The following is a 15036-nucleotide window of genomic DNA, read 5'->3' as shown; positions in this document are numbered from 1 at the left end:
CACCGGTATGTGAGGGGTTACCCATGGTTCGCATTATATCCGCGCTCATCCTGGCTGCGACAGCCGCCTGCGCTTCTGCGGCCGAGCCGCTTGAACTGGTCAGCAATCCACCGGACCGGCACGTCGTCGTCAAGGGCGACACGCTGTGGGACATCTCCGGAAAATTCCTGAAAAAGCCGTGGCGCTGGCCGGAAATCTGGCGCCTGAACAAGGAACAGATCAAGAATCCCCACCTGATCTATCCTGGCGACATCGTCTGGCTTGACCTGTCCGATGGCAATCCCCGCCTGCGCCTGGGCAAGCCGGTACAAGGCCGACTGCAGCCGCAGGCCTATGCCACGGCCATCGATCAGGTGATCCCGAGCATCCCGCCGAATGTCATCGAACCCTTCATTTCGCAGCCCTTGATTGTCGAGGCCGGCATCGAGAAAACGTCGGCGCGCATCGTCGCCACCCAGGAAGAACGCATCCTGCTCGGTAGCGGCGACACGGCCTACGCCAGCGGAATTCCCGACGCCAGCGTCGAAAAATGGCATGTCTTCCGCCCCGGCAAGCCGCTGAAGGATCCCGAAACCGGCGAGGTGCTCGCCCACGAAGCCTTCTTCCTCGGCAACGCCCGACTGACCCGCCCCGGCGAGCCGGCCACCCTGCGCATCACCCTGGCCAAGGAAGAAATTTCCCGCGGCGACTGGCTGAAGCCGGCACCGCAACCGACCATCATGGCCTATGTCCCGCGCTCGCCCGAGCAGAAGATCGACGCCCGCATCATGTCGATCTACGGCGGCGTCAGCGAGGGCGGCGCCAGCTCGGTGGTGACCCTGAACAAGGGGGCCGACGACGGTATTGAGGTCGGCCATGTCGTGGCCTTCTACCGCAAGCGCGTCGCCCTGCACCTCGACGACGACGTGAAGCGCGAATCGACCACCATCCCGGATGAGCGCTATGCACTGGCCTTCGTCTTCCGCACCTTTAACCGCGTTTCCTACGCACTGGTAATCGATGCTTCCAAATCGGTGCTGATCGGGGACGCCGTCGGCAATCCGTGAGCCCGCCCCGGGGTCTGGCAGCCTGGCTGCACCTGACCCTGGCTCCGGGCATCGGCGGCGAGACGCAGCGCAAGCTGCTCGCCGCCTTCGGACTGCCCGACCACATCTTCTCCGCCGGCCTGTCGGCCGTGCGCAGCGTAATCGGCAACAAGGCCGACCTGCTGCTCGATTTCGACCCCGCTGAAAATATCGCCCAGGCACTGAACTGGGCCGAGCAGCCGGACCAGCACATCCTGACCCTGGCCGATACGGCTTATCCGGCCAGCCTGCTGGAAATCCCCGATCCACCGAGCGTCATCTACGTGCGCGGCAATCCTGCGCTGCTGCAGGGACCAGCGATTGGCGTCGTCGGCAGCCGCAACGCCACGCCACAAGGGCTGCGCAACGCCGAACAATTCTCACGCACCCTGGCCGGCCAGGGCTGGTGCATCGTCAGCGGCCTGGCCCTGGGCATCGACGCGGCGGCGCATCGCGGTGCGCTGGCCGCCGATGGGGCCACCGTCGCGGTCATCGGTACCGGCGCCAACCGCATCTACCCGGCCCGCAACCGTGAACTGGCGCTGACAATTGCCGAACGCGGCGCCATCGTTTCCGAATTTCCGCTTGGCACACCGGCCAATGCCGCCAATTTCCCCCGCCGCAACCGCCTCATTGCCGGCTTGTCTCGCGGTGTGCTGGTGGTGGAAGCGGCCACCGAAAGCGGCTCGCTGATCACCGCCCGGCTGGCCGGCGAACAGGGGCGAGAAGTTTTCGCCATTCCCGGTTCCATCCACTCGCCCCTGGCCCGAGGCTGTCACAAGCTGATCCGCCAAGGCGCGAAACTGGTCGAGACCGCCGACGACATCCTCGAAGAACTGAACGGCCAGGCGCCCGCCCGACACGCGCCGATTCCGGATGATGCAAATGAGCATCCCTTACTCGACACGCTCGGCCACGATCCCTGCGGACTCGACGAGCTGGTCGAGCGCAGCGGGCTGGGCGCCGACAGCCTGCTGAGCGAATTGCTCAGCCTGGAACTCGCTGGCAAGATCGCCGTCCTGCCCGGCAATCGCTACCAGCGCGTCGATTGATCGAGAAATCAATTGTGTCCGCCCTTGCCAATCCGTCGGGCGCCCACTTATCATGCCCGGCACCTGACAGGCAGACCCCATGAGCAAAAAACTGATCATCGCCGAGAAACCCTCCGTCGCCAGCGACATCGCCAAGGCGCTCGGTGGTTTCACCAAGCACGACGAATACTTCGAGTCCGACGAATACGTCGTCTCGTCGGCCGTCGGCCATTTGCTCGAACTGGCCTGTCCGGAAGAATTCGAGGTCAAGCGCGGCAAGTGGTCCTTCGCGCACCTGCCAGTGATCCCGCCGCATTTCGCGCTGAATCCGATCGAAAAGAGCGCGCCGCGCCTGCGTGTGCTCAACAAGCTGATCAAGCGCAAGGATGTGACCGGCCTGGTCAACGCCTGTGACGCGGGGCGCGAAGGTGAGCTGATCTTCAATTACATCGCCCAGCACGCCAAAGCCGGCAAACCGGTGCAGCGGCTGTGGCTGCAGTCGATGACGCCGCAAGCCATCCGCGACGGCTTCGCCCGCCTGCGCCCGGGCAGCGAAATGCAGGGTCTGGCCGACGCCGCCGTCTGCCGTTCCGAATCCGACTGGCTGGTCGGCATCAACGGCACCCGGGCAATGACCGCCTTCAACTCGAAGACCGGCGGCTTCCACCTGACCACGGTCGGTCGCGTGCAGACGCCGACGCTGGCCATCGTGGTCGAGCGCGAACGCAAGATTCGCGACTTCAAGCCGCGCGATTACTGGGAAGTCGAAGCCGAATTCGCCGCCAAGGCCGGCAATTACACCGGCAAATGGTTTGACGAAGGTTTCAAGGGCAAGCAGGAAGACGAGCACGCCCGTGCCGACCGCCTGTGGGAAGTGGCCCGCGCCGAAGCGATCCAGGCCGCCACCTCGGGCAAGCCCGGCATCGTCAGCGAGGAAGCCAAGCCGGAAACCCGCCTGTCGCCGCTGCTGTTCGACCTGACCAGCCTGCAGCGCGAGGCCAACAGCCGTTTCGGTTTCTCGGCCAAAACGACGCTCGGCCTGGCTCAGGCACTCTACGAAAAACACAAGGTCCTGACCTACCCGCGAACCGACTCGCGCTGCCTGCCCGAGGACTACATCGCCACGGTCAAGGAAACGATGCGCGTACTTACCGGCGAAGGCGCCGGCAAGGGGCACGACGAAGTCCTGCTCGCCCGTTACTCGCCGTTTGCGCACCAGGTCCTGGCGCGCAACTGGGTGCTGCCGAACAAGCGCATCTTCAATAACGCGAAGGTGAGCGATCACTTCGCCATCATCCCCACACCGCAGGCGCCGAAGAACCTCAACGAAGCCGAGCAGAAGCTGTACGACTTCGTCGTCCGCCGCTTCCTGTCGGTGTTCTTCCCGGCCGCCGAGTATATGGTGACCACCCGCATCACCCGGGTCGAGGGTCATCCGTTCAAGACTGAAGGCAAGGTCCTGGTCAATCCGGGCTGGCTTGCCGTCCATGGCAAGGAAGGCCAGAGCGGCGACGAAGGCAATCTGGTCGCGGTCGACAAGGACGAAAAGGTCAAGACCGAGGAAGTCACGGTCAAGGCCAACGCCACCAAGCCGCCGCCGCGCTATTCGGAAGCCACCCTGCTGTCGGCCATGGAAGGCGCCGGCAAGATGGTCGACGACGAAGAACTGAAGGCGGCAATGGCCGGCCGCGGCCTCGGCACCCCGGCGACGCGCGCCCAGATCATCGAAAACCTGATCGGTGAGCAGTACATGCTGCGCGAAGGCCGCGAACTGATCCCGACGGCCAAGGCCTTCAACCTGATGACGTTGTTGAACGGCCTGGGCATCAAGGAACTGACCCAGCCGGAACTGACCGGCGATTGGGAATGGAAGCTGGGCCGCATCGAGAAGGGCGATTTCACGCGCGACGAATTCATGCGCGAGATCGCCGAGATGACGCGGCACATCGTCGAGCGCGCCAAGACCTACGACAGCGACACGATTCCGGGCGATTTCGGCATCCTCAGCGCCCCCTGTCCCAAGTGCGGCGGCCTGATCCGCGAGACCTACAAGAAATTCCAGTGCAGCGACTGCGATTATTCGCTGTGGAAGATCGTCGCCGGCCGCCAGTACGAACCGGCCGAAATCGAGACGCTGCTGACCGAACGCCACGTCGGCCCGCTGACCGGCTTCCGCAACAAGATGGGCCGCAGTTTTGCTGCGGCGATCAAGCTCAACGACGAGCATCTGCCGGAATTCGACTTCGGCCAGGACAAAGCCGACGAAGCCAACGCCGAGCCGGTCGATTTCTCCGGCCAGGAAAGCCTGGGCAAATGTCCGAAGTGCGCGGCCAATGTCTACGACCATGGCAGCTCCTATGTCTGCGAGAAATCGGTCGGCCCGGACAAGACCTGCGATTTCCGTTCCGGCAAGATCATCCTGCAGCAGCCGGTCGACACCGCCCAGATGAAGAAGATGCTGGAAACCGGCAAGACCGACCTGCTCAGGGAGTTCGTCTCCAACCGGACCAAGCGCAAGTTCTCGGCTTATCTGGTCGTCGCCGAAGGCAAGGTCGGTTTCGAGTTCGAGAAGAAGGCTCCGGCAGCCAAGAAGCCTGCGGCAAAGAAGAAGGCGGAAGCCTGATACACCGCGCCGGCTGCTTGCAGCCGGCATGCCGCTCGGCTAAGCTGGGCCGATGCGCAACTTCCTTCGCCATCTCGGCGCCCTGTTCCTGATCCTGTACTGCGCTTCGACTGCAGCAGAAGTCACGCTAGACCCAGCCGCGCAAATCTGGCTTTCAGGAAAGCCCGTCGTCCGCATCGGCATAATTGCCGACAACGCCCCCTATTCCACGGTTCATGCCGGCCGACTCGAAGGCTTCTCGATCGACGTTCTCGAAGAAATTTCGGGGCGGACCGGGCTGCGCTTCGACTACAAGGCCGGTAGCTGGCCGGAAATCTACGCCGCCTTCGTCCGTGGCGAAATCGACGCCATCGACGAGATTTCGCTGCGCGAGGACCGCAAACCCTTCACGCTGTTCACCGAGCCCTACCATCACCGGCAAACGGTCGTCATGCAGGACATGAACCGCCGCCTGCCACCGATCACCAGCCTTGAGGACCTGAAACCCCATCGCGTCGGCATCGTCAAGAACATCTTCTACAAGAGCACGCTTGAGCGCCACGGCCTGCAACTGAGCGAATACGACGCGCTACCCAACCTGATCCGCGCCCTGGCCTTCGGCTGGGTGGACGCCATTGTCGGGCCGGAAGTCACCCTGGCCTACCTGGCACGCGGCGAAGGCTTCAACCAGATCGGCGTGGCCGGGCGCGTGGCCATGGACGGCTTCGAGCTGGAAGACTTCCGTATCGGTGTGCGCCGCGAAAAGCCCGAGGCCCATCAGGTCATCGCCGCCGGCCTGGCAGCCATTCCGCCGGCCCGCATGCAGGAAATGCTGGCCGTCTGGCAGGAATTCGGCGGGCGTCGCAACCGCGAAACCCAGCATTTCCAGCTCAGCCGCGAACAGACCGATTACCTCCGCCGTCTCGGCCCGGTGCGAGTCGGCATCATGCGCGACTACGCCCCGTTCAGCTTCGCCGACGGCGGCAAGACGCAGGGACTGGCGATCGACATCCTCGAGCGCATCCAGGATCTGACCGGACTGACGGTCACCCCTGTCGTCGACCGCTGGCCAGTCCTGATCGAATTGCTTCGCCGCGGCGAAATCGATGTCCTGACCAACATCTCCCGGCAGCCGGACCGGCTGGCCTTCACCCGTTTCACCGATCCTTACCACGTCATCCCCAACGTCGCCTTCACCCGCGACCACAGCTTCCGGCTGACCGACCCACCGGATTTCGGCCAGCGGAAAATCGGCATCGGCGAAGGCATTTTTTACGAAAAGGCCCTGCGCGAGCGCTTCGGCAAGCAAGTCGTCACCTACGGTGCGCAGGATGCGATGTTCCGGGCACTGGCCGATGGCAGCGTCGATGTCGTGATCGCCTCGCTGCACAACGGCAATCACTGGGTGCGCGAACTGGGCCTGGCCAACGTCACGATTGCCGGCGAACTGATCCTGCCCGATTTCTCCGGCGAAGACCTGCGCTTCGGCATGCGCCCGGGGCTGGCTCCGCTGGTCGGGATTTTCGACAGCGCACTGGCGGCGATCACGCCAACTGAACGACGCAGCATCGAGAATCGCTGGCTGGGCGCCAGCTATCGCGATAATTCGGGGGCCCCGCAAGCGCTCAGCGAAGGCGAAAAATTGTGGTTACGCCAGCATGGCCCGTTGAAAGTATGTACCGACCCCGACTGGATGCCGATCGAAGCACTCGATGGCGGCCGCCACGCCGGCATTGCCGCGGACTATCTCGAGCGGATGAGCCAGCAGTTCGACCTCGCCTACGAGATTGTCCCGACCAACACCTGGCTTGCCTCGCTGCAGGCCGTGCAGGCACGTCGCTGCGACCTGCTGACGATGGCCGTGCAGACCCCGCAACAGAGCATTCACCTCAATTTCACCGCGCCCTACTACACAACACCGAACGTCCTTCTGGCGCGGATCGAAACGCCGTTTGTCGAAGGCCTTGATGCCTTTGCCGGACGCCAGGTCGGCATCGTGCGCGGCCATGCGATTGCCGACCAGCTACGCAGTCGCTACCCGCAACTGGAACTGGTCGAGGTCGACAACGAGAAGGAGGGCTTGCGCGAACTCCAACGGGGCAGGCTGGAGGGGTATATCGGCACGCTGAGCACGGTGAATTACCATCTGCGCGAACTGGGTTTTGCCGATATCAAGGTGGTCAGCCGTATTCCCGTCGACAGCAAGCTGTCGCTGGCCACGCGCAACGATCTCCCCGAACTGTTTTCGATTGCCGAAAAAATGGTGGCCAGCCTGAGTGATGCCGATCGCCAACGCATCGAAAGCCGCTGGCAAACCATACGCATCGAACCGGGGATCGATACCGCCCTGCTGTGGCGCTGGGGCAGCATCATCTTCGTCGCGCTGGCCCTGTTGATACTGTGGAACCGCAAGCTTGGCAGCCTCAACCGTCAACTTGCCGAAGCCAACCAGAAGCTGGCACAACTCAACATCACCGACCCGCTGACCGGGATCGGCAACCGGCAGTTCTTCGAGCAGGAGTTTGCCCGGGAATTTTCGCGTTGCCAGCGCAACGCCCAGACCTTTACCACGGCGATGATCGACATCGATCACTTCAAGAAGATCAACGACAGCCTCGGCCACGCTGCTGGCGATCACTGCCTGGTCGAACTGGCCCGCTGCCTGCAGCAGCACCTGCGACGCCAGACCGACAACATCGCCCGGATCGGCGGCGAGGAATTCGTCGCCTTCATGAGCGGTGACACCCGAGAGGAAGTCCTCGCCCATTTCGAAGCCTTGCGCAGCGATATTTCGGCCCTGCAGATCACCTGGGAAGGACAGCCGATCACCTTCACCATCAGCATCGGCCTGGTGCATGGCATCCCCGAGCAGCCGGACAATCCGGCAGCCTGGCTGAGGCAGGCCGATCAGGCCCTGTACCGGGCCAAGGCAGCCGGACGGAACCGGCTGGATACCGAACCGCCGGCAAACGCATAAGCCCTCAGCCGGTCGCTCTCCCCTGGCGTAGCCACTCGAGAACGGTCTCGTAGAGCAGGACCGGATCGACCGGCTTGGCGATGAAATCGACCATGCCGGCGTCCCGGCAGCGTTGCTGGTCTTCGATGAAGGCGTTGGCGGTCATCGCGACCACCGGTGTCGAGAATCCCGGCATCTGCTGCAGGCGCGCCAGCGTTTCCAGGCCGCCCAGACGCGGCATCTGCAGATCCATCAGGATCAGGGCAAACGGCCGGCGGGCCTGGCTCACCTTGTCCAAAGCCAGCAAGCCGTCGTCGGCCACGTCGACCTCGAGACCCACCATCTGCAGCAGTTCGACGGCAACTTCCTGATTGATCGGGTCGTCTTCCACCACCAGAACGCGACTACCGAGGAATTCGGCCCGCAGCACCTGATCGGCCCGTAAGGCACCGCCGGCCGGCTTGGGCAGCGGCGGTGCCGCCTCGCCCACAGCCAGACGGGCAGTAAACCAGAAACGGCTGCCCCGTCCAATCTCGCTCTCTACCCCGGCATCACCGCCCATCAGGCGGGCCAGACGGCGAGTGATCGCCAGGCCCAGGCCGGTACCGCCAAAACGCCGGGCAGTCGAATTGTCAGCCTGATGGAAGGATTGGAACAACTCGGGCAGGACTTCCGGGACGATCCCGATCCCCGTGTCAGCCACCGTGAACCGCAGGACGGCGCTACCGTCTTCAACGCGCTCGCAATCGATCGACAGTTCGACGCTGCCGTGATCGGTGAATTTGACGGCATTACTGGCCAGGTTCAGGAAGGCCTGGATCAGGCGTCCGCCGTCACCCTGCAAGCCGGCCGGCATGTCACCGACCCGGTACCGCAACTCGATGCCCTTGGCGTTCGCCTGCACCGCCAGCATGGACACGATATTGTCCATGATGCCGGCCGGCTCGACTGGCCGCTGCTCCAGTTGCAGCTTGTCGGCGTCGATCTTGGAAAGGTCGAGCAGGTCGTTGATGATTGCCAGCAGGTGCCGCGCCGCCTCGTCGATCTTGTCCAGCCGGTCGATCAGCTCGGGATCGGCAAGCTTGCGGTGCAGCACATGCGACATGCCGATAATCGCATTCATCGGCGTGCGGATTTCGTGACTCATGTTGGCCAGAAATGCGCTCTTGGCCCGATTGGCGCTCTCGGCGGCGTCCCGGGCCTGCGCCAGTTGCCGGGTGCGTTCGTCGACCAGATCCTCGAGCTGTTCGCGGTAGCGACGCAGTTTTTCCTCGCTGGCCCTCAGTTCGTTTTCCGTTTCACGGTGATGCGTGATATCACGGGCGATACCAAGCACTCCGATCAGTTTCCCTTGGCGATCAAGCATCGGTGTTTTTATCGTCTCGAACAACAGACGCTCCCCGCCCTCGGCAAAAGTCAGCCACTCTTCATTGAGCGACGGATAACCAGCAGCCATTGCCTTGCGATCGTTTTCGCGGAAGAAATCGGCCAGTTCCTGGCCAACGAAATCGTAATCGGTTCGCCCCACAATCTCGGCTTCGGTCGCCCCGAACAACTGCTCGAAGCGACGATTGCAGGCCAGATAGGTCCCCTCGACATCCTTCAGCCAGACCAGGTCGGGAATCGTGCTGACGACGGTATTCAGTTGCGCCCGCCGCATCTCCAGTTCCGCCGTGCGCTGGTTGACCACGCGGCGCAACAGGAAAACCCACAACGCCAGAACAGCGCCGAGCAAGAGCAGGATGGACAGGCCAAGACCGATGAAACGGGCATACGGCGCCAGCAACAACGGCTTGCCCATCCATTTCTCATGGAGCGCCGCCAGCTCCTCCTTGCTGATCGACGCCATGCCGGCTTCGACGATGGCCAGCAGTTCGCCATTGCCCTTGCGCACGGCACGGCGCATTTCCCCGCGATACAACTCGAAAGCCTGGCGGAACTGATCCTGGGCCTTGAACCGGTACAGGTAATAGGCGGCGGGCGCTTCATCGAGGCAGAACAACTTGATTTCCTGGTCGATCGCCGCCTGGATCATCTGCGAGTAATCGCGGTAGTACTGCAAGGTCGTGATGCCCCGGGCAGCCAGCACCTCGCCACAGGCATCGCCCTCCTCGACCCCGATCAGGAAACCCTTGAGCGTCGCCGGGCTACCCACGCCGCTGATGCTCTCGTGCTTGTAAATGAAGCTACGCTGGGTCGAATAGGGTAGGGAAAACTCATACAGCGGTTCGCGCCCCGGCGTCCGGTAGATGTTCTCGATCACGTCGGCGTCGCCCCCCAGGAGGCTGGCCTGGGCATCGGCCCAGTCCATCGCCTTGAGCTCGACGGGAATGCCGGTCTTGCGTTCCCACAGGCGCCACAGATCGACGATATAGCCTTCCGGGTGACCGTCGGCACTGAGAAATAGATAGGGCGGGAAATTCTTGTCGCCGACCACGCGTACGCGCTCCGGCACCGCCTGCGCCACACCCGACAAGACCATCCCCAGCAGTAAAGTCAGCAGGAGGACGGTCGGGCGTTTCACGTGAAACCTCAGCGGTGCGGCGTGGCGCCGGGTAGCTGACAGGACAGGACTGCAGCCCGCAGCACGTCGATGGCCTGCGGTCGCGGATAGGTCACCCGCCAGACCAGGCCGACCGTGCGTTCGGGCGGCGAGCCGGCAAACGGCAGCACGCGCACCATCGGCTCCTTGTCGATCAGCGGGTCGGCGGCGGTACTCGGCATCACGGCGACGCCGGCACCACTGGCAACCATGTAGCGGATGGTTTCCAGCGAACTGCCTTCCAGCGAGTGATCCAGCGCATCCTGACCGCTCAGGCGCGGGCAGGATTCCAGCACCTGGTCGCGGAAGCAATTGCCCTGACCGAGCAGCAACAGGTTCTGGCCGTCGAGTTCGTCGGCCGGAATGTTTTCGCGTCCGACCCAGTCGTGCCCGGCCGGGACGACGACGCGGAAGGGCTCGTCATAGACTGGCTGGGCGACCAGCCCCGGTTCGGCAAAGGGCAGCGCGATGACGATCACGTCGAGCTCGCCAGACTTCAGCGCCGGGATCAGGTTGGCCGTGAAATCCTCCTTGAGGAACAGCGGCATCTTCGGCGCCAGCCGGCTCAACGCCGGAATCAGCTGCGGCAGAAGATACGGCGCGATGGTGTAGATGATACCGACGCGCAACTGGCCGCTCATCGGATCGCCGGTGGCTTCGGCGATTTCCTCGAGCTTGACCGCTTCGTCGAGGACGCGCTTGGCCTGCTCGACGATGCGTTCGCCGAGCGCGGTGATGCGCACGTCGCTGGCGGTGCGCTCGAACAACGCGGTACCGATCTGTCCTTCGACCTTCTTCAGTGCCACCGACAGCGTCGGCTGGCTGACATGGCAGGCTTCCGCCGCCCGCCCGAAATGGCGCTCACGCGCCAGGGCGACGATGTAACGCATTTCGGTCAGGGTCATGGCGACACCCCCAGTTGTTTCATGTCCTCGGCGTCCAGCCAGCGCCATTCGCCCGGCTTGAGGCCGGCAGGCAGGCGCAGATCGGCCAGTGCCTCGCGATGCAGGGCTTCGACCCGGTTACCGACGGCGGCGACCATGCGCTTGACCTGATGGTATTTGCCTTCGGTCACGGTCAGGCGCAGCTGATGATCGTCGACGATCTCGGCGGCGGCGGCGGCAATCGGCGCCGGCTCGTCGTGGAGCAGCACGCCGGCGAGCAATTGTTGGATCTGGGCGGCGTCGAGCGCGTGCTTGACCGTCGCCAGATAAACCTTGGGCACCTTGCGCTTGCCCGAGGACAGTTGGTGATTGAGCTGCCCGTCGTCGGTGATCAGCAGCAGCCCGGTGGTGTCTTCGTCGAGCCGGCCGATCGGCTGGACGCCACGCTCGCGCAGCGGCAGGGGCAGCAGTTCGAGCACCGAGGGATGATGCTGCGGCTTGCGCGAGCATTCGTAACCGGCGGGTTTGTAGAGCAGCAGGCTGGCCTGCTCGCGGAACGGCCAATCGGTCCCGTCGACGGAAAAGACCAGCCCGTCGGTGGCGAGATCGGCAAAGGGGTCGTCGACAATCTGCCCGGCGACGCTCACCCGTTCGCGCCGGATCATGGCGCGGCAGGCCTTGCGGGTGCCGAAGCCGTGGCTTTGGAGGATACGTTCAAGTTGCATGTGAGGATGCTACCATCGGCGCATGAACTTCGAACATCTGATTGCCATAAACGACCCCGGCAACCCGCTGGTCATGCAACTGACGCGCCGCCAGCTCTGGCTCGGCCTGCTCCATCGCGTCGACAATCCGCTGCTGTTCCTGCCGGGACTGGCCGACTTCACCATGCTTGAGCGGCAAGCCGACAGCGCCTTGCGCGAACTCGATTTCGGCGCCGTCCGCATCCGCGACCGCGTCACCCTGACCGAGGAACAGGCGGTCTGTTTCGACATCGAACCGAGCGCGGAACAACCCGGCGGCAGCCTGACCATCCGCATCGAGGAACCGCACGACGGCCACCTTTTCCTGCGCTTCAGCTACGTCACCGGACTGGCGATCGAGGCCGGCAGCGAGGAAGCGGCCTACATCGAGTACGTCAAATCCGCTTACCACCAGTCCGACCTCGACTGCGTCCGCATCATCCGCACCCTTGCCGCCGAGGGTACCTGCCAATAAGCATTTCCGGAGACCTCGTGAATCAGCCACGCCGTACCCCGCCCCATGCCCAGCGCAGCGATCAGGTTCTTGAAGTACTTCAGTCGGACAGCCACGGCCTGACGACCCAGGAAGCCGCCCGCCGGCTCGCCGAAACCGGTCCCAACCGCCTTCCCGCGCCGCCGCGAGACAGCCTGCTCAAGCGCTTCTTCAAGCACTTCCACGACATCCTCATCTACATCCTGCTGATCGCTGCCGGCATCACCGCGCTGCTCGGTCACTGGATCGACACCGGCGTCATTGTCGGCGTCGTCGTCATCAACGCAATCATCGGCTTCATCCAGGAAGGCAAGGCCGAGGAAGCCCTGGCCGGCATCCGCAAGATGCTGTCAGCCAGCGCCCAGGTCCGGCGCCAGGGCGAATGGACGCAGATCGACGCCGACGGACTGGTGCCCGGCGACATCGTCCGCCTGAAATCGGGCGACCGCGTGCCGGCCGACCTGCGCCTGCTCGAAGCGACCAACCTGCGCATCGAGGAATCGGCGCTGACCGGCGAATCGGTGCCCAGCGACAAGAGCGCCGACCCGGTCGCGGCCGACGCCGGCATCGGCGACCGCTTCTGCATGGCCTATTCCGGCACCCTGGTCGCCGCCGGCCGGGGCCTGGGCGTGATCACCGCCACCGGCCCGAACACCGAGATCGGCCGCATCAACCGCCTGATCGCCGAAGTCGAAACCCTGCAGACGCCGCTGACCCGGCAGATGGCGCAGTTCAGCAAGCAGTTGTCGGTGGTCATCGTCGGCCTCGCTGCACTGATGGTCGCGGTCGGCATCGGGCTGCATGCCTTCCCGCTCGGCGAAGTCTTCCTCGCCGCCATCGGCTTCGCCGTCGCCGCCATTCCCGAAGGCCTGCCGGCCATCCTGACCATCACGCTGGCCCTTGGCGTGCAGCGCATGGCCCGCTGCAACGCCATCACCCGCAAGCTGACCGCTGTCGAGACGCTGGGTTCGGTGACCGTCGTCTGCTCCGACAAGACCGGCACGCTGACCAAGAACGAAATGACCGCCCGCCACGTCATCACCCGCGCCGGTAGCTACCTGGTCAGCGGCACCGGCTACGCGCCGCAGGGCCAGATCACGCTCGACGGGCAACTGATCGAACTGGCCGAACACGCGCACCTGCACGCGCTGATCGAAGTCGTCGCCGTTGCCAACGACACCCACGTCGCTGAAGACGCTGGCCAGTGGCGGGTCACCGGCGAACCGACCGAAGGCGCGCTGCGCACGCTGGCGCACAAGGCCGGATTCTCTGCCGAGCGGCACACCCGGCATGCAACCATCCCCTTCGAGTCGGTGAACAAGTTCATGGCGACGCTGGCCGACACCCCGGCCGGCCTGCGCCGCATCCTGCTGAAGGGCGCGCCCGACCGCCTGCTCGACCGCTGCGCCGAAGAACTGGGCGCCGACGGCACGCCGCAGGCGCTCGACCGCGCCTACTGGGAGCGCGAGATCGACCGCCTCAGCCAGGAAGGCCTGCGCGTGCTCGCCGCCGCTGCCCGCCCGATCGACGACGGCCGCCAGCATCTGGGCATCGACGACCTCGACAGCGGCATGATCTTCATCGGCCTGGTCGGCATCATCGACCCGCCGCGACCGGAGGCCATCCAGGCCATCGCCTCGTGTCACGGCGCCGGCATCCGGGTCAAGATGATCACCGGCGACCACGCCGGCACCGCCCGCGCCATCGGCATCGAGATGGGCATCGGCACGGCGGATACGCTCAAGGTCGTCACCGGTACCGAACTGGAAGCCGCCGACGACGAAGCGCTGCGCCACCTCGTCCGCGACTGCGACATCTTTGCCCGCACCAGCCCCGAGCACAAGCTGCGCATCGTCACCGCGCTGCAGGCCAACGGCGAGGTCGTCGCCATGACCGGCGACGGCGTCAACGACGCGCCGGCGCTGAAGCGCGCCGACGTTGGCGTGGCGATGGGCATCAAGGGCACCGAGGCAACCAAGGAAGCCGCCGAAATCGTCCTCGCCGACGACAACTTCTCGTCGATCGAACGCGCCGTCGAAGAAGGCCGGACCATCTACGACAACCTGAAGAAAGCCATCCTGTTCATCCTGCCGACCAACGGCGGCCAGGGTTTCGTGATGCTGGCGGCGGTCCTGTTCGGACTGACCCTGCCGCTGACCCCGGTGCAGATCCTGTGGGTGAACATGGTCGTCGCCATCACCCTGGCCATGGCCCTGGCCTTCGAACCGGCCGAACCGGGCATCATGCGGCGCCCGCCGCGCAAGCCGGGCACGCCGATCCTCGACCGCACGTTCATCATCCGTCTGGCCATCGTCTCGCTGCTCATCGGCGGCGCTACCATCGCCATGTTCGAAGTCGAGCTGGCACTCGGCATGCCGATTGATCTAGCCCGCACCATGGCCGTCAACACGCTGGTCGTCGCCCAAGCTTTCTATCTCTTCAACGCCCGCTTCCTGACCACCTCCAGCCTGCGTCTCGACCTCCTGTTCACCAACCGAGCGGTCTGGCTCGCTGTCGGCGTGCTGTTCCTGCTGCAACTGGCCTTCGTCTACCTGCCGCTGATGAACAGCGCCTTCGGCACGACGCCGCTGGCGCTGCGCCACTGGCTGGTACCGCTGGCGATCGGCGGCGTCATCTTCCTGATCATGGAAATGGAAAAGCGCTGGCTGGTGGGAACAGGCTGAGCTGCCGCCGGTCTGTTCTAGAAACTATGAGGATGCT

The 15036-nt window shown here is 64.4% G+C and carries 9 protein-coding genes; 6 read left to right on the top strand and 3 right to left on the bottom strand.

Features of this window, described 5'->3' with window-relative positions; all coding sequences use genetic code 11:
• Window positions 1-23 precede the first annotated feature (23 nt).
• The 4 genes from G471_RS0102445 to G471_RS16445 all read left to right on the top strand — a co-directional run bounded on the left by G471_RS0102445 (window position 24) and on the right by G471_RS16445 (window position 7674).
• The gene (locus G471_RS0102445) at window positions 24-1046 is read left to right on the top strand and encodes a LysM peptidoglycan-binding domain-containing protein (RefSeq protein WP_028993924.1); all 1023 of its coding nucleotides are present in this window, start codon (window positions 24-26) and stop codon (window positions 1044-1046) included.
• Complete coding sequence (dprA, locus tag G471_RS0102440) at window positions 1043-2116, top strand: DNA-processing protein DprA (RefSeq protein WP_028993923.1); 1074 nt, start codon at window positions 1043-1045, stop codon at window positions 2114-2116. Before G471_RS0102445 ends, dprA begins: the two co-directional genes overlap by 4 nt.
• A gap of 79 nt (window positions 2117-2195) precedes the next feature.
• Window positions 2196-4718 (top strand): DNA topoisomerase III, encoded by a 2523-nt coding sequence (locus G471_RS0102435; RefSeq protein WP_028993922.1) that lies wholly within the window; start codon window positions 2196-2198, stop codon window positions 4716-4718.
• A 52-nt stretch (window positions 4719-4770) separates the two neighbouring features.
• Window positions 4771-7674, top strand: a complete 2904-nt coding sequence (locus G471_RS16445; protein ID WP_051295227.1) for a transporter substrate-binding domain-containing diguanylate cyclase — start codon at window positions 4771-4773, stop codon at window positions 7672-7674.
• A 4-nt stretch (window positions 7675-7678) separates the two neighbouring features.
• On the opposite strand, the gene G471_RS16440 is transcribed toward G471_RS16445, so the two are convergent.
• Genes G471_RS16440 through G471_RS0102415 form a run of 3 tightly spaced genes read right to left on the bottom strand, consistent with a single transcriptional unit; the run spans window position 7679 to window position 11804 of the window.
• Entirely contained in the window at window positions 7679-10177 is a 2499-nt protein-coding gene (locus tag G471_RS16440; protein ID WP_051295226.1) for an ATP-binding protein, read from the bottom strand.
• 8 nt (window positions 10178-10185) lie between these two features.
• Window positions 10186-11100 (bottom strand): hydrogen peroxide-inducible genes activator, encoded by a 915-nt coding sequence (locus tag G471_RS0102420; RefSeq protein WP_028993921.1) that lies wholly within the window; start codon window positions 11098-11100, stop codon window positions 10186-10188.
• The gene (locus G471_RS0102415; protein WP_028993920.1) at window positions 11097-11804 is read right to left on the bottom strand and encodes a pseudouridine synthase; all 708 of its coding nucleotides are present in this window, start codon (window positions 11802-11804) and stop codon (window positions 11097-11099) included. Before G471_RS0102415 ends, G471_RS0102420 begins: the two co-directional genes overlap by 4 nt.
• A 22-nt stretch (window positions 11805-11826) precedes the next feature.
• On the opposite strand from G471_RS0102415, the gene G471_RS0102410 reads away from it, so the two are divergent.
• Together G471_RS0102410 and G471_RS0102405 are read left to right on the top strand one after the other, a co-directional pair.
• Entirely contained in the window at window positions 11827-12297 is a 471-nt protein-coding gene (locus G471_RS0102410) for an SRPBCC family protein (RefSeq protein ID WP_028993919.1), read from the top strand.
• Between the two features lie 17 nt (window positions 12298-12314).
• Window positions 12315-14999 carry a cation-transporting P-type ATPase gene (locus G471_RS0102405; RefSeq protein ID WP_028993918.1) on the top strand — a complete coding sequence of 895 codons (2685 nt, stop codon included), beginning with the start codon at window positions 12315-12317 and terminating at the stop codon, window positions 14997-14999.
• The last annotated feature ends 37 nt before the right edge of the window (window positions 15000-15036 follow it).

The organism is Azonexus hydrophilus DSM 23864 (assembly GCF_000429605.1).
GTDB lineage: Bacteria > Pseudomonadota > Gammaproteobacteria > Burkholderiales > Rhodocyclaceae > Azonexus > Azonexus hydrophilus.
Note: the sequence above shows the minus strand (reverse complement) of the source record. Positions and strands in the feature narration are given on the sequence as shown.